The organism is Oscillibacter ruminantium GH1 (genome assembly GCF_000307265.1).
GTDB classification, from domain to species: domain Bacteria; phylum Bacillota; class Clostridia; order Oscillospirales; family Oscillospiraceae; genus Oscillibacter; species Oscillibacter ruminantium.
The window spans coordinates 210,615-231,447 of the sequence record NZ_DF158896.1 but is presented as its reverse complement, the minus strand read 5'-3'; the positions used below and the strand labels follow the sequence as shown (position 1 = coordinate 231,447).

General features: G+C 51.8%; 18 protein-coding genes and 1 pseudogene. 9 read left to right on the top strand and 10 right to left on the bottom strand.

What is annotated here, in order from left to right:
• The first annotated feature begins 104 nt into the window (after window positions 1-104).
• From ON16_RS01195 to ON16_RS01185, 3 genes are all read left to right on the top strand, one after another.
• Window positions 105-1,304 (top strand): patatin-like phospholipase family protein, encoded by a 1,200-nt coding sequence (locus ON16_RS01195; RefSeq protein ID WP_040658728.1) that lies wholly within the window; start codon window positions 105-107, stop codon window positions 1,302-1,304.
• Window positions 1,305-1,894: 590 nt separating this feature from the next.
• Entirely contained in the window at window positions 1,895-2,701 is an 807-nt protein-coding gene (locus ON16_RS01190; RefSeq protein WP_040658726.1) for a DUF3800 domain-containing protein, read from the top strand.
• A 611-nt stretch (window positions 2,702-3,312) separates the two neighbouring features.
• Window positions 3,313-3,888, top strand: a complete 576-nt coding sequence (locus tag ON16_RS01185) for a peptidoglycan-binding domain-containing protein (protein ID WP_040658724.1) — start codon at window positions 3,313-3,315, stop codon at window positions 3,886-3,888.
• Between the two features lie 536 nt (window positions 3,889-4,424).
• On the opposite strand, the gene ON16_RS01180 is transcribed toward ON16_RS01185, so the two are convergent.
• The 7 genes from ON16_RS01180 to ON16_RS14825 form a co-directional block, all read right to left on the bottom strand.
• Window positions 4,425-5,693, bottom strand: a complete 1,269-nt coding sequence (locus ON16_RS01180) for a TRAP transporter large permease (RefSeq protein WP_040658722.1) — start codon at window positions 5,691-5,693, stop codon at window positions 4,425-4,427.
• A complete protein-coding gene (locus ON16_RS01175; protein ID WP_040658721.1) occupies window positions 5,690-6,178 on the bottom strand; it encodes a TRAP transporter small permease in 489 nt (162 codons plus the stop codon). Before ON16_RS01175 ends, ON16_RS01180 begins: the two co-directional genes overlap by 4 nt.
• 80 nt (window positions 6,179-6,258) lie before the next feature.
• Window positions 6,259-7,311, bottom strand: a complete 1,053-nt coding sequence (dctP, locus tag ON16_RS01170; protein WP_243441741.1) for a TRAP transporter substrate-binding protein DctP — start codon at window positions 7,309-7,311, stop codon at window positions 6,259-6,261.
• Between the two features lie 2 nt (window positions 7,312-7,313).
• Entirely contained in the window at window positions 7,314-8,006 is a 693-nt protein-coding gene (locus ON16_RS01165) for a DUF2848 family protein (protein ID WP_193372933.1), read from the bottom strand.
• A 72-nt stretch (window positions 8,007-8,078) separates the two neighbouring features.
• The gene (locus tag ON16_RS01160) at window positions 8,079-8,867 is read right to left on the bottom strand and encodes a carbon-nitrogen family hydrolase (RefSeq protein WP_040658719.1); all 789 of its coding nucleotides are present in this window, start codon (window positions 8,865-8,867) and stop codon (window positions 8,079-8,081) included.
• Between the two features lie 342 nt (window positions 8,868-9,209).
• Window positions 9,210-9,968, bottom strand: a complete 759-nt coding sequence (locus ON16_RS01150; protein ID WP_243441740.1) for a GntR family transcriptional regulator — start codon at window positions 9,966-9,968, stop codon at window positions 9,210-9,212.
• Window positions 9,969-10,587: 619 nt separating this feature from the next.
• Window positions 10,588-11,382, bottom strand: coding sequence for a helix-turn-helix transcriptional regulator (locus ON16_RS14825; protein ID WP_051131453.1), 795 nt, complete (start codon window positions 11,380-11,382; stop codon window positions 10,588-10,590).
• A 171-nt stretch (window positions 11,383-11,553) separates the two neighbouring features.
• Between ON16_RS14825 and ON16_RS01140 the strand changes: the two genes are divergently transcribed.
• From ON16_RS01140 to garR, 6 genes and pseudogenes are all read left to right on the top strand, one after another.
• On the top strand, window positions 11,554-12,150 hold the full coding sequence (locus tag ON16_RS01140; protein ID WP_081579556.1) for a tripartite tricarboxylate transporter TctB family protein: 597 nt from the start codon (window positions 11,554-11,556) through the stop codon (window positions 12,148-12,150).
• An 18-nt stretch (window positions 12,151-12,168) separates the two neighbouring features.
• Window positions 12,169-13,674 (top strand): tripartite tricarboxylate transporter permease, encoded by a 1,506-nt coding sequence (locus ON16_RS01135; protein ID WP_040658715.1) that lies wholly within the window; start codon window positions 12,169-12,171, stop codon window positions 13,672-13,674.
• Window positions 13,675-13,723: 49 nt separating this feature from the next.
• Complete coding sequence (locus ON16_RS01130; protein ID WP_040658713.1) at window positions 13,724-14,755, top strand: tripartite tricarboxylate transporter substrate binding protein; 1,032 nt, start codon at window positions 13,724-13,726, stop codon at window positions 14,753-14,755.
• 123 nt (window positions 14,756-14,878) lie between these two features.
• Window positions 14,879-16,075, top strand: a complete 1,197-nt coding sequence (locus ON16_RS01125; RefSeq protein WP_040658711.1) for a pyridoxal phosphate-dependent aminotransferase — start codon at window positions 14,879-14,881, stop codon at window positions 16,073-16,075.
• Between the two features lie 25 nt (window positions 16,076-16,100).
• Window positions 16,101-17,003 carry a dihydrodipicolinate synthase family protein gene (locus ON16_RS01120; RefSeq protein ID WP_040658709.1) on the top strand — a complete coding sequence of 301 codons (903 nt, stop codon included), beginning with the start codon at window positions 16,101-16,103 and terminating at the stop codon, window positions 17,001-17,003.
• Window positions 17,004-17,046: 43 nt separating this feature from the next.
• Window positions 17,047-17,937 (top strand): annotated as a pseudogene (gene garR, locus ON16_RS01115) (2-hydroxy-3-oxopropionate reductase); the annotation flags it as partial.
• A 75-nt stretch (window positions 17,938-18,012) separates the two neighbouring features.
• On the opposite strand, the gene ON16_RS01110 reads toward garR, so the two are convergent.
• The 3 genes from ON16_RS01110 to ON16_RS01100 all read right to left on the bottom strand — a co-directional run bounded on the left by ON16_RS01110 (window position 18,013) and on the right by ON16_RS01100 (window position 20,832).
• The gene (locus ON16_RS01110) at window positions 18,013-19,335 is read right to left on the bottom strand and encodes an acetyl-CoA hydrolase/transferase family protein (protein ID WP_040658706.1); all 1,323 of its coding nucleotides are present in this window, start codon (window positions 19,333-19,335) and stop codon (window positions 18,013-18,015) included.
• A gap of 28 nt (window positions 19,336-19,363) precedes the next feature.
• Window positions 19,364-19,894, bottom strand: coding sequence for a 2-oxoacid:acceptor oxidoreductase family protein (locus ON16_RS01105; RefSeq protein ID WP_040658704.1), 531 nt, complete (start codon window positions 19,892-19,894; stop codon window positions 19,364-19,366).
• Window positions 19,895-20,010: 116 nt separating this feature from the next.
• A complete protein-coding gene (locus ON16_RS01100) occupies window positions 20,011-20,832 on the bottom strand; it encodes a thiamine pyrophosphate-dependent enzyme (protein WP_040658702.1) in 822 nt (273 codons plus the stop codon).
• Window position 20,833 lies beyond the last annotated feature (1 nt).

Genomic DNA, 20,833 nt, shown 5'->3' with positions numbered 1-20,833 from the left:
CTGCGGTGGCAATCATTTTTACGAAAATATCTGAGTGATGGCATTATACAAGTTTCGAGAACATTTTTGTTGCATAGAACGCGTTTAAATATGGAGGAGCAATTGTGGGATGTGGGACATTGGGCCTGGTTTTTGCAGGCGGTGGAGCGAAAGGCGCTTACCAGATAGGTGCATGGGCGGCAATGCGGGACTATTCTGTTAATGGATCCCAGCTGACAGAATATGTTACCAAAATATCGGGAACATCCATTGGAAGCCTTAATGCAGCCCTATTTGCACAGGGAGACTTTGATAAAGCCAGAGATATTTGGGAATCAATTTCTTCATCACAGATTTTCAATATCCGAGGGATTGAAGAATTTAAGAAAACGCTATATTCTCTCCTTAAGATAATCAGGGCACATCCAGAAAGTACGAAGGAAAAAGAACATGATACTACTGTTCATGCGGCTGTAGCAGGGGCACTGGGAGCAAGCGCTATTTATCAACGAGAAAAAAGCAAGAACAGCTATGTTGCTCTGTTCAAATGCTGCGTATCAATAGTACTAACGGTAGGACTTGTGACCCCTGTTGCAACAAACGCCGCATTGGTGTCAGCAGGCGCGACGGTACTTGGCTCAGGAGCATTTCTTTCGGGGACACTCCCTATATCTGTTGCCCCGCTGGTCTTTCCTATGGCACTTGCGCTGACGGGATTTCTGATTAAAAGCCGTCCAACTAAGGATGAGTTATTTGCAATACTTCGAAAGCTGAAACAAATTTCCTCATTTTCCTTTTTAAATAGTGACGGGATTCAATACATGCTCCGAGAGGCACTCCAGTTTGGCGTGGTATCTGAGTCAAAAATTCAGTGCTATGCTACATGCACAAATTTAGAAAAAGATGTCGGAGTGTCTTTTTTGCTCAATGGTCAAGAACCGAAAAATGTCGAGCAAATATTACTTGCGTCATCAGCTTATCCCTTTGCGTTTCCTGAACAGATTATTAATGGCGTTCGTTATTGTGATGGTGGGTTTATTCCCCCAAATAATGTCCCTACAGATGTGCTGCTCGACAGTAGTATGAACGAGAGTAATTCTCTTATTATCGAAATCTTATTAGACTCAGAAGATCTGGTTATTCGGAATAACCCGAAAATACTAACACTATGTCCTTCCATTGATTTGGGAAGCATGAAGAGTACATTTGATTTCAATCCACAACGTATTATGGGACGAATTGAACAAGGTCGCAAGGAAATGAGTGATTTTTTGAAGAGCAATCGTGCTAAAATTGAAGAGAGACTATCGGATGAGCATTGGTAATTAGTACGGAGTCTGCAAACAAAAAATCAAGCCCCTAAATAAAAAAACTCTCACAAATCTGTGAGAGAAAAAAAGGCACAACAATGCAGACTGGAAAAGAAGGTGGTTTCCCGGCCAGAGGCTAACAGAATTATTTGTCAAGTCATGCTTGGGGATCGATTTCCTGTGCCGCAAAGCACTCCTTCACACGGACATAGTACACTTTATAAACGATTCCGGATTTGAGAGAGTTGCTGATTATAATCGGCACGAACTTGATTATCAGTATGAAACCAGAGATGTTCTTGACCCTGAGGTAGCAACTTCTATGACTGAAGATGAGCTCAAAGCATATTACGGATATGAAGCAACGCCTTAACAGGCTTACTTAGCAAAAGAGGATTGGAGCATTCGCTCCCTTCTTTTTTCAATAAAACAAAGACAGCTTAGAAATAACATATTTAATACACTTTCTTTGCATATTACAAATGACTGAAATTAAATTGGCAGACAGGAATTCCTGTCTGCCAATTTATCTGTACAGTTGCGAATTTTGGTAAAATGTGCTATACTTTCATACATAGCTAATTGGATGGGTGGGTAGATACCGCGTGGAGTACATTTTATATTGCGATGAGTCTAGTAGCAATGGGCCAATTTTCAGTGACTTCTTCGGTGGCTGCCTAATTAACAGCAAAGATCTCATTGAAGTGACAGAAGCGTTGAATCGAAAAAAAACCGAACTTAATTTAAACGGCGAGATCAAGTGGACAAAGACCACCGATCAGTACTTGGGCAAATATATCCAGATCATGGATCTTTTCTTTGATTTCATTCAGTCTGGGAAAATCAAGGTTCGGGTGATGTTCCGCAGCAATGAGGATCGCCCTTCTAACTACCATGACCGGCACAGCAATGATGATAAATATTTTAAGCTGTATTATCAGTTTTTGAAAAATGCATTTGGCCTGAAATATATCCCATCAGAAGATGGTGACGTTTATGTCCGTATTTATCTGGATCAGCTTCCAGATAAAAAAGAGAAATGTAATGAGTTTAAACAGTACGTGCAAGGTCTCCCCAACATCAAAGATTTTTCATCTGTGAAGAATCGTCTGCACATTCGTGAGGGTGATGTTGCAGAAGTGCGCTCTCATGAGCATGTGCTATTGCAGTGTACCGATATTGTTCTTGGTGCAATGTACTTCCGTTTGAACAAATTGCATTTTGAGAAACCAGAAGGGGCTCGTGTTAGAGGTAAGCGGACGATTGCCAAGGAGAAGTTGTATAAGCATATCAACGGCAGAATTCAAGCCATGCTACCCGCGTTTAACATCGGAGTTTCAACGGGAGAGCGAGGCTATGTAGACCATTTTTGGGCCTTGCCCTATAGCCACTGGAAGTTCAAGCCATATTAAAAAGAAACGTCCCACACTCTCTACATAAGAACCCCACGTAGGAACGCAAGGCTTCGAGAGATGCAGGACGTTACTTACATATTATACGCGCGCGGATACTTTTCTACTATCATCATAATAGGTTAAACCTAAAATGTCAAGAAAATTCTCGATGGCCGTTTAATCCCATCTATTTATTGTTGCAAACCATATAAAAGTTGCATGAAACTGTGCAACTTTCAAAACTTCTTGTTAATATCAGGTACGACAGAATACGACAGTTTCTATATTGCAACTATTTTTTACGGGGTGCGGATTGGCCTAAACCATTGAAAATGCTTGCGTCTCTAAGTACTATCTGTCCTCAGTCTTGCTTGACGTGCAGGGGGTCACAGGTTCGAGTCCTGTATCGTCCACCATTAGCAAGAACGCAGACTGTTAAAACAGTCTGCGTTCTTTTTTGCTGTAAATTTCTTAAGACTATTGTGCAATTATATGCACCATTTTCTCACCGGTACGCCTTTTATTAAGAATAACTTTAGAAATTGGCAGGCGAAAACGGCGCAGTTTTGGGCAGCAGCGACTATTTAAATTGCATGTAGTGAGCTGTTTTTCGGCAGGATGTTCTAACGATGAACCGTGCCCGCTGGGGAAGTCCCGATTACCACGGGTTGCTGAAAGATGCGCTGGACGCCATCGCCCACCAACTGGAGCGGGACTTTGAGCGCAGTGAGCGGGAGAACAACTATATCACCGACGATACCGCAAAGAATCTGAAATCCGCCGTCAGCGAGCAGGAGCGCTGTGGAATCAGCACCGGCTCGACGGGCAGCAAGATTGAAAAACCGGCGTGGTTTGTGAACGGCGACCTGGCGAAAATCCAGCAGTTACAGAGCAAACTCAATCAGTTGGGTATCGGGGAACATCTGGCCGAGGACGGAGTCTACGGGAAGAAAACGATGACGGCGTTGGAAACATATATCAAAACATTCGGAACGGGATCGCTCCCAGTTGCCGGAGTAATGAATCCGCAACTTGGCAAAAAACGCTTTCCACAGCGGCCAGTATTGGTGGCAGTTGGGCCGGATCAACACTGGGTGCAAAAGGCGGCGCTATGCTGGGAGCGCTGCGGGATCAGCGGTCTTTCCTCTTGTTGGGGCGGCAATCGGCGGAGTCATTGGCGGAATCGCCGGAGGAAACGGCAGTAATCAAATCTTTGTCCTTTATGCGACTGAGGAAGAGGCCGACAGCCGATCTGCCTGGCAGATATTCATTCAGTATGGAGAAATGTCTGATAAAATGGATATCACAATGAATAGCAGCCATGTGAATATGAAATACATTGAGGGGAATGATTGGTAAAGTTTGCGAAAAACACGGGAGCCGCTTAAAAGCTGTGCAATTATAGAGGAAGTATTCTTATTAATTGCCGTTGCGGCCCTCCTCTCAGAAAGATGATCGTCGCCGCAAGGAATCGTCATGCCCCGCCCGGCATCGTTCTCCGAGCCAGTCGGCCAGAGGCACAGCCCCGCCTGTCAATACCGAGAGTCATATGCTCTGACTACGTCCCTAGGCCCGGTTGTCCGTGAGTTCCGGCGGGTATTATATATGGTGTTCGTTTTAGACGAGCGGTTCCCACCAGTTTTGGCCAGTCAAACAGCGCCCGCGCACTGGATAAGTGCGCGGGCGCTTTGTCTGCTTGGAAATATTGGTTTCGTCCGGTGGGCAAGCGTACCGACGGGAATCAGCCGAACAGGTTCGGCAGGAACGTCACTGTCCATGGGATATAGGTGATGATCGCCAGCACAACCAGCAATACGCCCAGCATGGGCAGGAGGTCCCGCATCTGCTCTTTCAGACTCACCTTTGCGATGGAACCGGAGACGAACAGGCACACACCCAAAGGCGGTGTGCACATGCCGATGGTCAGGTTCACCGCCATGACGAGGCCGAAATGAATGAGGTCGATGCCCATAGCCTGCACCAGCGGCAGGAACAGCGGGGTGAAAATCACCAGCGCGCTGGTGGTGTCGATAAACGTACCGGCAATCAGCAGTACCACGTTGATGACCAGCAGCATGACATACTTGTTGCTGATGGTGGCGGAGAGGAATGCGCTGACCGTCTGGGGCACCTGCGCCACCGTGATAACCCATGTGAAAAGGCTGGCACAGGCCACCACGATCAGTACCTGTCCGGTGGACTTGGCGCAGTCGATAAACAGTGTGTACAGGTCCTTCAGCTTCAATTCCTTGTAGACAAACAAGCCCAGAATCAGCGCATAGGCGCAGGCAATCGCGCCGGACTCGGTGGCGGTGAAAATACCGGAAAGGATACCGCCGATGATGATGATGGGCATAATCAGCGCCAGAAGCGCATCCTTGCCGGTCTTGAAGATTTCGCGGGTTGTGGCCCGCTTTTCCCGACCCACATAATGGCGCTTTTTACCCACCACATAGCTGTAAATCATCAGACCCGCACCCATGATGATGCCGGGGACAAAGCCTCCGATAAACAACTTGCCCACGCTGACGCTCGCCATGGTTCCGTACAGCAGCAGCGGAATGGACGGCGGGATAATCGGCCCGATGGAACCACCGCAGGCCAGCAGGGGTGCGGAGAAGTTGTTTTCATACCCCTTCTTCTCCATAATGGGAATCATGATGCCGCCGATAGCCGCCGTGGCGGCGATGGCGGAACCGGTGATAGCCGCGAAGAACATGCACGCCAGAATGCTCACCATGGCAAGTCCGCTGGGCAGATGCCCAATCAAAGCGTCCGCAAAATCCACGATCCGCTTGGAAATACCGCCCTGCACCATCAGTCCGCCCGCCAAAATGAACAAGGGGATGGCGATGAGCGCCGTACTGTCCGCACCGGTAAACATCCGCTGCACCACCACGGTCAGGGGATAGCCCCCCTGCATGATGCCAAACACGGAGACCAGTCCCAGAGAGAAACAGATGGGAATGCCCACTAAAAACAGGACAAACAGCAATACAATGAAAATCATTCCTCACCGGCCTCCTTTTTGGTAAAATCACGCAGTTGTGCTGCTAAAATCTGCACCATGTAAAACAGCATCACCAGCGCGGCAGAGGGAATGCTGGCATAATAGACCGTCATGGGGATGGGCAGATACGAGGTGGTCTGGGAAAGTCCGCTCTTGGCGAACTGGCCGCCATAGACCATCAGCAGCACAAAAAAGCCGCACAGAATCACATTGATGAGAATTTCCACCAGACTCCGCAGTTTGACCGGCATTGCCGTCAGCAGAACGTCCACGTTCAGGTTTCCCTTTTCCCGAACGCACCATGCCGCTCCCCAGAACACCAGATACGTGAAGGCCAGACGCAGGATATCTGTGCTCCACGGAAGGGGGGATTTCAGGACATACCGGCACAAAACCTGCGCAAAGGTGATAACGAACACCGTGGCGGCGCTGAGTCCCATCACGAAACGGGTCAGCCCGTCGACTATTTGGTTCAAAGCTTTCATATTCTCTCCTTCTAAAAGGGACCCGTGAGAATCGACCGCCCACAGGAGGCGGCCGATTCAACAGGTCGGGGCTGCTTTCGTTAGTTGTGGGATTCCTTGACTGCCGCCATCACGGCCTCGGTCAAAGCGGGGTCCACCAGAGCCGCTACATCGTCGCGGGTATACAGGTCGGCGGTGGCGTCCTTAAAGGACTGGATATCAGGGTCTTCGCACACGATAACGCCGCTGTCCTTAATCTGCTGGAGATATTCGGCTTCCATGGAGCTGACCGTCTCGCGCTGATAATCTCTGGCGTAGGCGGAAGCCTCATCCACCCAGCCCTGCTGCTCGGCGGTCAGGCCGTTGTACAGGTTCAGGTTCATGATAATGCTCTCCGCACCATAGGTGTGGTTATCCATGCACATATACTTCTGCACCTCGTCAAAGGCAGAGGTAGCAATGGAGGTAATAGGGTTCTCCTGACCGTCCACAGTGCCCTGCTGCAACGCGGTGTACAGCTCGTTGAAGGCGATGGGGGTAGCAATGAAGTTCAGGCTGTCCGCGAGTGCAAACCAGATGGTGGCCTCCTGCACACGGATAGACAGGCCGGACAAATCGGCCGCGCTTTTGATTTCCTTCTTGTTGTTAGTGAAGTTGCGGAAGCCCAGCTCGCAGAATGCCAGATGCTTGATGCCCTGCGCCTCAAACTTGGGCTCCAGCTCGTCCTGCAGGAAGTTATCCAGCACGTAATAGGCCTCGTCCTTCGTCTCGAACATATAGGGAATGGACAGCACCTGCGTCTCGGGGACGAAGTTGGGCAGCGCGCCGTCGCTGGTGACCACCGTCATTTCGAGGGAGCCGAGCTGCACGCCCTCCACAGCCTCGCGTTCGCTGCCGAGCTGGCTGTTGGGATAGACGGTGGCGGTGATCTGCCCACCGGACAGCTCCGCGATCTTGTCGGCAAACGCCTGCGCGGCAATGGTGGACTGGTGCTTTTCATTGCCCGTGGTGGCAATTTTCAGGTTGACGGCAGAACCGGCGGCAGAACCCGACGCTGCGGGAGCGGAGCCGGATGCGGCGGGGGCGGAGCCGCAGCCCGCCAGCAGCGTGGCGGTCATGGCCAGACTGAGTACCAGACTTAAAAACTTTTTCATCATTATCTCTCCTCTTCACTAATTGCAATCACATTGTAATCGGACGTAAGTTTCCGACCCAGCACCGCATCCGCCATCTCATAGCGGAAATTGGAGCCGTACCGGAAGCCGTTGAGCACCGGCACCGTGCCGGAGAAAATAACGCAGTTGTCGATACCGCCCACGCGCTCGTTCAGCTCCTTGAGAATCGTCTCCACCGGCAGGATGTCCGCCAGCTTGCCCTGCTGATAGGGGACTTCTTCCCCGTCCACGGTCTGCCAGGAGTTCAGGGCGATGTCGTCCCAGTGATCTTTCACTTCCTCGTAATCCCACAGCATGGGGCAGATGGGCTTTGCGCAGATCTGCTTCGCCTTGGGCACGCTCTGGGCCTCCAGCTCCCGGTCGGTATGGTCGCTGCCAAGACCGATGTAGATTTTTCCGTCCTTCAGCACAATGACGTACTCCACCTCGCCGCAGGTTTTTTCCCCTACAAAGACCAAATCCTTTTCCTGCGTCAAAACATAGTTGCCGCACTGAAAGATGGTGGGAATCTTCTTCGGTGCGGGAACGCCCAAATCGCGCTCCAGCTCCTTGATGTGCTCCATGGTCTTTTCCAGATTCCGGCCTGCGTAGCCGATGGCAAACACGCGCTCGTAGTTCAGAGACAGGGGCGTTTCCTTGCCGCCCGCCTGCACGGTAAAGGTCAGATTGCTCATGTAGTTTCTCCTTTTTTTCAAACAGCTTTCAGATACATGCCCGCGGCATGTTTCCATACAAACGTAAAGTGCTTAGACGTGATAGACCTCGGGGATGCGGTCACGGTAGACGTTGATGCTGTCGCGCACCTGCTCCACGGTGGAAAGGTCCATTTCGGTGGTGAGAATCTGCTCGTCGCCGCCGCCCAGAATCAGGCATTCGCCCATGGGGGCGTAAACAGCGGAGTGTCCGCAGCACTTGACGCTCCCGGCAGTTCCCACGGAGTTGGTGCAGGACAGGAAGCACTGGCTCTCAATGGCCCGCGCACGATTCAGTGTATCCCAGTGCAGCGTCCGGGCCTCCGGCCACTGGGACACCACAAACTGTACCTTGGAGCCGCGCAGCATTTCCGTGCGAATCAACTCCGGGAAACGAATGTCATAGCAGATGACCAGACTGCAAGGGATTCCATCCAGTTCAAAATTACAGGCCGAATCTCCGTGCTGGAAATACGTATGCTCCCCAGAGGGGCTGAACAGATGCACCTTGTCGTACTGCGCAATCAGCGTTCCCGTGCGGTCAAAGACGCACGCGGTGTTGTACACCTTGCCGTCCGGTTTCCGGTTTGCCACGGAACCGGCGATGATGTTGACGCCGTACTCTGCCGCCAGCGCGGAGAAGGTTTCCTTCACCCGCTCGCAGTTCTGATCCGCCAGCTCTTCCAAGCCTTCCTTGGGGAAAAAGCCCACGTTCCAAGTCTCCGGCAGCGTAATAACGTCCGGCTTCGCCTGCGCCGCCTGACGAACCAGCTCCACGGCGTGGGCAAAGTTCTCCTCGGGTTTGCCCAGCTTCATGTCCATCTGGATCATGCTGACTTTCATGAAAATCCTCCTTACTCCGCCGAAAACAGAAATCGGCGGCTTGCACACATACTTGGTATTTGGTATACCATATACCACTTGCTTGTCAAAAATATAGCATACAGGCGGAAACCTGTCAATAAAGGACAGGAAATTTCCGTCCCATTTGTGAAAATCATCCTATTTGACAAAAAACACGCTTGCATTTCACATTTCGCACAAAGCATTACCATGAAAAAAGCTGCAAGGAGGCCGCGCCAGCTTTGCGCGGCCTCCTTGCAGCTTTTTTCCTCGATCCCGTTATCCGGGGAAACCATTCGGGTTTTGCGCTGTTTCCGGTCCAGCCGCCTGCTCAAAATTCAGTCAAACTTTAGCGGGCGCTTCCTGTCCCTCCGCCAGCGCACTCACCCGGTGGCTGCGCATATTCTCCTCCGTATAGTGCATGTGCGCCTTCATGGCCTCCACCGCTCCGGCAGTATCCCGACGCTTCAGCGCATCCAAAATCGCCTGATGCTCCAGCAGTGTGGTGAGCCGCCGCTCTTCGGAATTCATGACGGCCTGCGTCCCCAAAAAGCGAAAAATATCGTAATAATTCTCCAGCAGACGAATGAGCTGGTGGTTGCCGCTGCGCTCATACAGGCAGGTGTGAAACCGCCGATCCTGTACAATGAACGCCTCCACATCAAAGTTCTCCAGCATTTTCTGCTGTTCCTCCTGAATCTGCTCCAGCAGCGCAAGATCGCTCTCGGTGATGTGCTCCGCAGCGTCCTCGATGGCGCAGGCCTCCAGCGCGGAGCGGATGCGGGCAGTCTCCTGCATGTAGCGCCAGTCGAACTCCCGCACCACTGCGCCCTTATAGGTTTCGATTTGCAGCCATCCGTCCTGCTCCAGCATTTGCAGCGCCTCCCTTACAGGGGTGCGGCTGATGCCCAAATCCTCGGACAGCTTGCGCTCGTTCAACACATCGCCGGGTTTGTAATGCCCGCTTAAAATCTCTTTTTTCAGGGCATCGTACACCCTGTGCTTGTACGGCAACTGTTTTTCCAGCATGACTTTCCGCTCTTTCTCCATTTTTTGGGGAGCCGTTCCCCGTTCAAAACCGGCCGTTTTCTTATTTTGCACACACTTGCGACTCCCCGTGCAAGCAGTCTTATAAATTATTTATATAACACACCATCCGCCTCTTGGCAAGACACAGCCGCAATTTTCCTTTCTTTCCGGGCGGACTTCTCTCGTTCTTTTCCACAAGTTTTCCGCAACCGTTAATCTATTAAAAACGAATTAATTGTATCATTTCAGATACATAGCCTGCTTGCCAGCGGGGCTTTTACGCATACGTTGTTTCCGACAGCTGGCATAAAAATTCCGTTTAGCCGTGAACCGAATTTTTTAGAATTTTCAATCAAAATGCAGCTTCAAAGCAAACATTCCATACAAATTTTTTCCCAGTCTCCATCTTGCGCATTTCCTTATATTCCCAACATTTTTTCTCTGTGCAACTCGCATTGTGCAAAAAGGAAGCCACTGCCCATTTACCAGACAATGGGCAGTGGCTTCCTCATTTCGAGAAAAAATGGCGGCCTTGCACAAAAAGAATTGTATTTTTGATTCCAGCCTCTCACGCTATTTTGCCCATTGTCCCAGCTTGAACTTTTGCAGGCAGTATCTTATGCAAAAAAGCAACATTATACAACAAATGACAATTTTCGTTTATCTGTTGTTTAAACGCGTGTCGCCGTTTTTAATGCTGGGCATATTTCCCCGGCGTGACGCCAATGATCCGCTTAAACGTTCGAATAAAGTTTGCATTGTTGCCAAAGCCTACGTTTTCTCCGGCCTCCTGAACCGAGGCCCCTTCTCGGAGCAGCAGGCACGCCTGACGCACCCGATAGTTGATGATGTATCCACCCACGCTGAAACCGGTGGTCCCTTTGAACAGGCGGCACAGATAGTACTTGCTGATAAAGAATTCGCGGCTGATTTGATCCAGAGAGATTTCCTCACTGTAATTGTCGTGGATGTAATTGATGATGGGCATGATTTTCAAAAATTCCCTTGAGCTTCCCTCTTTCACCTCCGCCTCATGGGAGCAGAGATGCCGCACAATATAGAGGATTATTCGCATCAACAGAATATTCTGCTCAAAATCCATACCAAGCTCCGGGGCTTGGTGGAGACTCTGCTCAATCAGTTCACTGAGTTCGCCCAATTCCTCTTCGTTTAAAATAATATATGGATTTGCATGATTGAATATGGAAATCAAATCCGTCTGCTGGCTGGATAGCAGCCACAGCGTTTCATAGGAAATGTGGATAATGTAGCGCTCATAGGAGGATACTTCGACCAAACAATGGTGCAAAACCCCCTTTTTCACAATATGGACCGTCCCGCAGTATAAAGGGAGTTTCTCGTCGCCGGATATAAACTTGCCGCCGTCCGCCAGGCAGACGAGAATTTCCAACAGGTCGTGGCAGTGGGGTTCGGTCAAGTCCTGGAATTTATGTAAGTTGCGTTTGATATCAAAATCCAACTGCATATTACTTCCTCCAGCAAAATATGTGTGTTTTCAGTATAATTCATTTTGGCAATTTGCGCAACAAAAAAGCAAAACTTCTAATAGATTTTGTCAATTGAGTCCTGTTATACTAAGACTACAATAAATGTTTCAGCCATTTATGCAAAAAGCTTGTGCGCCGCGTCTTCAAAAATGATGGTGGTTTTTACTGGGACAGGCTTGATTTGTTGGTTAGGGGGGATAAATTCAGGTGAAAACACCCGTGCTGAAGATGTCTTTTGTGAGGAGGTTTCGGATTTGAAAAAATACCGGGAAGTCGTTGGTGGTAGTGTGTTTTTTTTGTTTTCCGCCACGTACTTTGTCATGGCATTTGGTATCAAGCAATATAGCGACGGTTTTCTCAGCTCGGATTTTATCCCCAAAGTTTACGGCATTATTTTAATCGGTTTGAGTATCTGCCAGATTATAATCAGTATGCTAAAATCCAAAAAGAGCCAAGCGGCAGAGGATGATTCGGAAGCCGCCCCCTCTCTGAAACAATCTTTGCTCTCTGTCACTTTGACCTTCGTTCTCCTGATCGGCTATGTGGGTTTATTGAAAACCGTTGGTTTCATCATCATGTCCAGCGTTTTTATTTTCCTGATGACGCTGATGCTCTATCCCCAGGATCAGCGAACCGCCAAGCAGCTGGTCTGGGTGTCCGTCATCGCTGTGGCGTTCTCCACCGGGGTATATCTACTTTTTGTAAAAGCGTTTGCGTTGACGCTTCCAGCCGGAATTTTAGGCTGAGAGAGGGGGCAATAAAAAATGATTTGGGAAGGTATTTCCTCCGTTTTGCTAAGTCCCAGCTGTTTGATTTGGACGTTCATCGGCACCACCGTAGGCATTATTTTCGGCTGCATTCCCGGTTTGACAGCCACCATGGCCATCGCAATGTTTCTTCCGGTTACATACAGCATGGCCTCCACGCAGGGCATTTCTGTTTTGATCGCCCTTTATATCGGCGGTATCTCCGGCGGTCTGATTTCCGCCATTCTCCTGAACATTCCCGGTACGCCCGCCTCCATCGCCACCTGCTTGGACGGTCGTCCTCTGGCGCTGAAAGGGGAAGCGGGGAAGGCCCTTGGCGTGGGCATTGTGTTTTCGTTTCTGGGCACCATTCTCAGCCTTCTGGCGCTTGTGCTGATCTCGCCCCCACTGGCTGCCATCGCCATTAAATTTGGACCGTTCGAATATTTTTCCATCACTATTTTTTCACTTACCTTGATTATCACTCTGTCCAGCAAAAACATTATCAAGGGATTGATGACCGGCGTACTGGGCCTGATCTTTGCCACGGTGGGAATGGCCCCCATTGACTCCGTGCAGCGATATACCTTCGGGTCCCCCGCCTTAAAGAGTGGCTTTGACATACTGACCGTGCTGGTAGGCGTGTTTGCCATTTCTGAAATTCTTCTGGCCGCAGAGGCCAGCCGCACAGGAAGCAAAAAGAACATCGCCGCCACCACAGATTTCAAGATCAAGGGCTTCGGCTTCTCCTTCAAGGAGTTCAAATCCCAGATCGGCAACCTGATCCGGTCCTCCGCCATCGGCATCGGCCTTGGCATTCTGCCCGGCATCGGAAGCGGCACCTCCAATATGCTCTCCTACTCCGTGGCCCGGAGCCAGTCCAAGCATCCCGAAAAATTTGGTACCGGCATCATTGACGGCGTTGTAGCCTCGGAATCCGCCAACAACGCGACCATCGGCGGCACGGTGATTCCCCTGCTGTGCCTTGGCATTCCCGGAGACTCCACCGCCGCCCTTCTGCTGGGTGCGCTGATTATGAAAGGCGTACAGCCCGGTCCTCTGATTTTCCAGCAAAACGGGCAGGTGGTCTATGCAATTTATACCGCCATGGCCATAGCCTCCCTGTTTATGCTGGCGGTCATGTTTATCGGCATGAAAGGCTTTGTCCGCATTTTGAAGATTCCCAGCCACCTGCTTCTGCCTCTTGTTTTCGTTTTGTGCACCGTGGGCGCCTTCGGAATCAACAACCGGCTTTTTGACTGTTTTGCGCTAATCTTCTTTGGTTTTGTGGGATACCTGCTCCAGAAAGGCGACTACCCCATGCCGCCCCTTATTCTTGGTTTTGTTCTCGGTAATATTATGGAGATGAATCTTCGTCGGGCGCTTTCTTATTCCCAAGGCGATATCAGTGAGTTTTTTACCCGGCCCATGTCCTGCGTGTTCCTGATTCTGGCCGCTTTGTCTCTGGTTGTCAGCTTGTATGGAATCTATAAGACCAGAAAAAAGGACAAAGCCGCCGCATGAACCTGTATGTAAGTTTTTACTTGCAGATATTAAAAGGAGGCACTGGAAAATGAAAAAACCGTTTTTGAAAATTCTTGCATCGGCGCTTGCCCTCTCCATAAGTTTAGCCCTGACCGCCTGCGGGTCCAGCGGAGGTTCATCCGCACCCGCCTCTGCCGGCAGCTCCGGAAGCGCCTCCGGCACAAGCTGGCCGGAGAAACCTATCAATTTTGTGGTACCCTGGAGCGCCGGTGGTGACACCGACTTCTTCGCCCGCACTTTGGCCAAATACCTCACCACGGAACTGGGCGTATCCGTCAACGTAACCAACACCGCCGGCGGCGGCGGCTCCATCGCTTCCAACGAGGTCAAGGATGCCGACCCCGACGGCTACACATTCCTCTGCTTTGACACCGCGCTGGCTCTGAACCACTCCTGCGGCATCGCGGACTTTGGCTATGAGGCATTCGACCCTGTGTGTCTGAATGCCAAAAACTCGGGAGAATATCTGGTGGTGCGCAAAGATTTTCCCTGCGACACCATTGCTGAACTGATTGAGTATTCCAAGGCCAACCCCGGCACCATCAAGCTGGCTGCCAACACCGGCGCGACCTCCTATTACGTGGCGGTCAAGCTGACTGAACTGGGGGGCGATTTCAATGTAGTAAATGGCGGCAGTTCCTCTGAACGGGTTGCTTCTCTGATCGGCGGACACATTGATGTCTCCAGCCACGCCATGGGCGTTATCTCCCAGTATCTGGACGGAACCGGAACCGGCGAGTTGAAAATTCTGGGCTGTCTGGCCACCGAGCGTTCCGAGGCGTTCCCTAATATTCCTCTGGCCACCGAGCAAGGCGTGGATATTGCTTACGACATGGTCTACAATATTTTGGCGCCCAAGGGGACCGATCCCGCGATCATTAGCCGCCTCAGCGAAGCCTGCGCAAAAATTATCAACGAAAATGCGGATTATGCCAAGGAGATCTGGGATGCTTACGGCGCCTCTCCCTACTATAAGAACACAGAAGAGGCCATTGCCGATCTGAAGACCGACGATGCAAAGTTTATGGAGTATTCCGAGATTTTCCAAAAGGGTTTGTAAGCGATCACAGAACCCCCGTACACCCTTAATCAGCAGCGGCATGTGCGTCTTAGGCCGGACAGGTCGCGCAGATGCCGCTGCTGTTTTTTTGTAATAACCGAACAAGAAAGAGAGGCAATTTACATGGAAAACGAGACTGCTTGTCTCAGAGCGGCAAAGCGCCTGTCCCATATGTACTTCTCCCCCATTCGCCAAGTGGGCGAACGGGCCTCCGCGCTGGCCGGAGAGGGTCATCCGGTTATTTTCTTTTCTACCGGAGAGCCTGATTTCAACACACCGTCCGCCATTAAAAACGCAGCCATTCAAGCGATTCAGGATAATCAGACCCACTACGCCTCCAACCGCGGAGCGCTTTCTCTCCGCAAGGCGGTGTCGGAACAACTGGCGCGCACAATTCAGTTGGACTATGATCCCGCCACAGAGATTCTGATTACCGCAGGCGGAGCCGAAGCCATTCAAAACGCGTTTCTGGCCACTCTTGATCCCGGAGATGAGGTCATCGTCTTTACCCCCGCTTTTATGAACTACGAAAACCTGATCTCCATGTGCGGGGGCGTTCTGGTGAACATCCCCCTGCGCAAAGAAAATAACTTTCAAATTGATCCGGACGAGCTGTCCTGGCATATCACCGGGAAAACACGTATGATCGTGATTAACAATCCCTGCAATCCCACCGGTGTGGTCTATCAGGAGGCAGTGCTGGCCAAGGTGGCTGAACTGGCGGTCCGGCACGATCTGCTGGTGTTTTCCGATGAAATTTACAATCAGGTGGTCTACGACGCGGTCATGTGCCGCTCCATTGCCTCTTTCCCGGGCATGAGAGAGCGCACCATTGTGATGAACGGCTTTTCCAAAGTATATGCGATGACCGGCTGGCGGCTGGGAACGCTGGCCGCAGATGCCCGGATGATTCCCCATCTGTTGAAGGTTCACCAGTATACCACCACCTGCCAGCCAACCTTTATTCAGGAAGGCGTGGCCAAAGCCATGAATCTCCCGGAAACTTTGGCAGATATGTCCCAAATGGTGGCCGCCTTTGACCGCCGCCGAAAGCTGCTCATGGAAGGGCTTGATCGGATCGGCAATCTGGAATACACCACGCCCTTGGGTGCGTTTTACATCTTTATCGACGTAAGCAAGACCGGGATGGACGGCGACAGCTTTGCCTCCAGACTGCTGGAAGAGCAGTATGTAGCCTGTGTTCCCGGAAGCAAATTAGGCACGCACTGCGGTAATTTTGTCCGATTCTCCTACGCCACCAGCGACGAAAACATCCGCGAGGGCCTGACCCGGATTGACGCGTTTTTAAATCACAAGTAAGCAACGAAAGTGAGGACACGGCTAAATGGATACCAGTTTTATCAAAGGCATCGTCGTTCCTATTCTGACCCCGGTGGATCCGGATGAATCCGTGGACGAGGAGGCTCTGCGCAAGCAGGTGGACTACGTGATTGCACATGGGGTCCATGGCATTCTGGCTTTTGGCAGCAACGGCGAGTTCTATATGTTTGACCCCAGCGAAATGGAGTTTTCCCTGCATGTGATTCTGGATCAGACCGCCCACCGGGTTCCCGTCTACTTCGGCATGGGGGCCGTCAGCACCAAAAAGTGCGTCGCCTTGGCAAAAATGGCCCAGCAGGCAGGTGTGGACGGCATTTCCGTCCTCCAGCCCATGTTTCTCAAGCCCACTGAAGACGAGCTGTTTCTCCACTTCCAGACCATCGCCCAAGCCGTCCCCCAACTGCCTGTTCTTCTCTATAATAATCCCGGCCGGGTAGGGTACACACTCTCCGGCAATTTGGTGGAGCGTTTGGCCCGCGAGGTTCCCAATATTGTTGGTATGAAAGACTCCAGCGGCGACATGACCCAGACCGAGGAGTTTATTCGCCGCACATTGGATCTGGACTTCAAGGTTTTTGGTGGAAAAGACACGCTGATTTATGCGACTATGGCCCACGGCGGCGCTGGCTCCGTCTGCACCACGGCCAACTACATGCCCGATCTGGTAGTCTCCGTCTACGATTCTTTCGTATCCGGCCGAACCCAGGAATCGCTGCAGGCGCAATTCCGCCTCAATCCCATCCGTCTTGCCATGGACAAGGCCAGCTTTCCCGTGGCCACCAAGGATATGGCCAACATGCTGGGGCAGCAGGTAGGCGCTCCCCTTCGTCCAAATCTCCCCACCGGAGAGCAAAGTCCCGCATATGCCGCCATGTACGGGGAACTGAAAAAGGGCGGACTTTTATGACAAGCGCTTTGCTTGTGTTCTTTTCACTTCTCAACTTCAGGAGGTTGCCGTTATGAAAATTGGATTCATTGGTCTTGGTATCATGGGCAAGCCCATGGCAAAAAACATACTGAAAGCCGGTTATGATCTCACCGTCAATAACAGAAGCCAGCCCGCCGTCGCTGAATTGGTCGCGGCAGGCGCCAAGCACGCCGAAAACCTTGAAATCGGGGCTACCTGCGATGTGGTTTTTACCATGCTCCCCAACAGCCCTCAGGTTCGGTCTGTGGTGCTGGGAGAGGGCGGCTTGGCCCAGGCCATGCGCCCCGGCTCTGTTTTAATCGACAGCAGCTCCATCAATCCCCTAGCCTCTAAGGAGATTGCCGCCGCCCTGTCCGCCAAAGGCGTGGAGATGCTGGACGCCCCCGTTTCCGGAGGAGAGCCGGGAGCAATTAACGGCACGCTCTCTTTCATGGTGGGCGGAAAACAGTCCGTGTTTGAGCGGTGCAAACCGCTGCTGGAAACCATGGGCGCCTCTATGGTGCTCTGCGGCGATGTGGGCGCAGGAAACACCACAAAACTTGCGAACCAAGTGGTGGTGGCCTGCAACATTCAGGCGGTGGCCGAGGCCCTGACGCTGGCTCAGATGGCGGGCGTAGACCCGCATCTGGTGCTTGAGGCCATCAAGGGCGGCTTGGCGGGTTCTGCCGTGATGAATGCCAAGGGTCCTATGATGATGGAAGGCAACGACAAGCCCGGCTTTAAGATTGACCTGCATATCAAGGATCTGAACAACGCACTGGACTGTGCCCACTCTGTGGGTGCGCCCCTCCCTATGACCGCTTCCGTTCAGGAGCTTCTGCAATGGCTCCATAACAACAACTGTGGGCAATGCGACCACAGCGCTATCGCCAAGTATTACGAGCAGCTGACCGGAATTCGGATTGGGCGCTGATCGCAGGCGGTGCTGTAAAGGTATAAATGCAGACAGGAGTCCTCGTTGTGAGGGCTCCTGTCCTGTTCGCTGTTTTTATAAGAAGGTTTTCTGCGCGTACTGGGACAATTCCTCCCGGAAGTCCGGGTGCGCAATGGAAATCATAGCCTCTGCCCGCTCCCGCAGCGACAAGCCGGAGAGCTTGACCACGCCGTATTCCGTCGCCACATATTGAATCATACTGCGGGGTGCGGACACCACGCTTTGGGCGGGGATGAAGGGAACAATATTGGATTTAAGCGTCCCGTCTTTCTTCCGGCGGGAGGAGGCAAGGCAGATAAACCCCTTGCCTCCTTCAGAGCGGAATGCGCCTTCCAGAAAATCCAGCTGGCCGCCTGTGCCTGAGAGTTGGCGGCTCCCCGCCGACTCCGCGTTTTCCTGCCCCATGAGGTCCAATTCAACGCCGCCGTTGATGCTGATTACATTTTTCATTCTGCCGATTCGTTCCGGAGAATGGACGTAGTCCACATCCGCGGGACGGAACAGCCCCGGTTCCGCATCCAGCCAGTCGTACAGCTCCTGAGAACCCATGGCCAGATTCCATGTGGAATATCCCGCGTCGATTTCTTTTCTCCGGTTGGTCAATTTTCCGGCACGGTAGAGCGCCAAAAACGCATCGCTGATGGTCCCGGTATGGCAGCCTAAGTCCTTGCGGTCAGACGCGGCAAGCATCCGGGCCACCGTAAATGGAACGCCGCCCACGCCCAGCGACAGGACTGCGCCGTCAGGAATCTCTTCCACAACACGCTTTGCAATTTCCACGTCGATGGAGGAAGGCTCTTTGTATGTGCGCAGAGGCAGAGGCTCGTGCTCTCCCTCTACGATATAGTCCGCCTCGGAGAGATGCACCCGATGGGAGCCGTCCGGACCGTGGAGCCGAGGCAGATGCTCGTTAATTTCAAAGACCACCGTCCGCGCGTTTTCAAAAATGGTGCGCCAGGCATAATTGGAAATACCCAGTCCGCAATAACCTTCGCCATCCGGGGTCGAAACCGGTACGAACGCCGCATCCACGCGGATGTGGCTGCGGTACAGGTCCGGCAGATACCGCAGAATCATGGGCATGAATCGGCACAGCCCGCGAGTTTGCAATTTCCGCTCGTAATCTCCGATATGCCAGCTATAATAGGAGAAGGAGGTCTGCTCGGGGTCGCATTCAACGGCCTCAATCCACGGACGAATGACCAAGCCGCCGCGAATTTTCACACCCTTTAACTCGCCCTTTCGTCTGGCCAGCGCCTTGTCCATCAATTCCGGGAAACCTGCCCCGAAACCGTAATCCACCCAATCTCCGGATTTTACCGCATTTAAAGCGGCAAATTCCGGGGTCACAAATTTGCTTTGAAAGTCTTTTATCATCGTGCTCCGCCCTTTTTAATCATGTGCGCTACTCCAGTGCCAGCCCCGCGTCCAGCGCCTGAATGTTGATGCCGATCACCTTCGGCTTTGCAGCAAAATACGCAGAAATTGCTTCCACCACGCTGTCACGCTTGAGCATTCCCGTGCGTTTGAGAATTGCACCCAGAGCAATCGTATTCGCCACCGCCATGTTGCCCATTTCAATCCCCATCTGTTTAAACGGATAGCCGATAAAAACGCCCTTGCCCTGCGCAGCGGGGGTCACCAGTTCCGTGTCATAAAAGACCAGCGTGTGCTCCGCACAGCGGTCGGCATAACGGTTGTACGCCACCTGCGCCAGACAAAGGATGACATCGGGCGTATTGACATTGGGGTAACTGATGGGCTCATCGCTGACAATCACATCGGATTTTGTAAAGGTTCCCCGAGTCTCCGAACCATAGGCAGCTGCCAGAGTAGCATAACCGTTTTCGTAAATAGACGCAGCCTGACCAATGATCTCCCCGGTGGAAATCAAGCCCTGTCCGCCGACGCCGCTTAAAACGATTTGTGTTTTCATATAGCTGAATTCCTTTCCATAGTTGCATGAAAGCCAAGTTTTTATTTGAAGGTATCCAGCAATTTTACAATATGGGATTTATCATAAAATTGCAAGACTTTTTTAGTTCCGCGCTGTTAGGCGTTTTCCTCCGTGCAGAGTCGGTCGATGATCTTCTGGTAGCGGGTGTAATAGTCTTCTCTGGGCTTGTTCACCAATACGCCGGTCAAAAACAGCCCTTCCAGCTCTTCTGCGGTCATTTTTTCAGCCCTTTCCACAGGCACCGTCATCTTGTGTACCTTTTCCAGCATGTGTCCCGCATCACCGAATTTGTTTAAACGGCCATAGTGGGTGGGGCAGGTATCCAAAATCTCGATCAGAGCGAAGCCCTCTGTCTGCATTCCCTGCTGAATCAGATTGCGGATCTGAACCGGGTTATAGGGTGTGCTGCGGCCCACGAAGGAAGCGCCCGCCGCCGCGGCCAGACTGCAAATGTCGAAGCCGGGCTCAATATGGCCATAGACAGAGGTGGAAGTGATGCTGCCCGAAGGCGTGGTCGCGGAATACTGTCCCCCGGTCTGCCCGTAGTTATAGTTGTTGGCGATGACAGCGGTCAGGTTAACGTTCCGGCGGGCACAATGGATCAGGTGATTGCCGCCGATGGTGGTGCTATCGCCATCCCCCATGGTAACCAGCACCTTCAGATTCGGATTTGCCAATGCAATACCGGTGGCGGCAGGCAGAGCGCGGCCATGGGTCACATGCATACAATTGAGATCCAGATAATCGTCCACCCGGCCAAAGCAGCCGATGCCGCTGACCAAAGCCACGTCGTGCTTGTCCAGCTCCTGCTGCGCCAGCGCGCCCGCAATCGCCTGAAGGATAATCCCATGACCGCAGCCCGCGCACCAGGTGTGAGGCAATTTGTCGAAGAGCATGTAGTCCTGATAGTTTGCCATT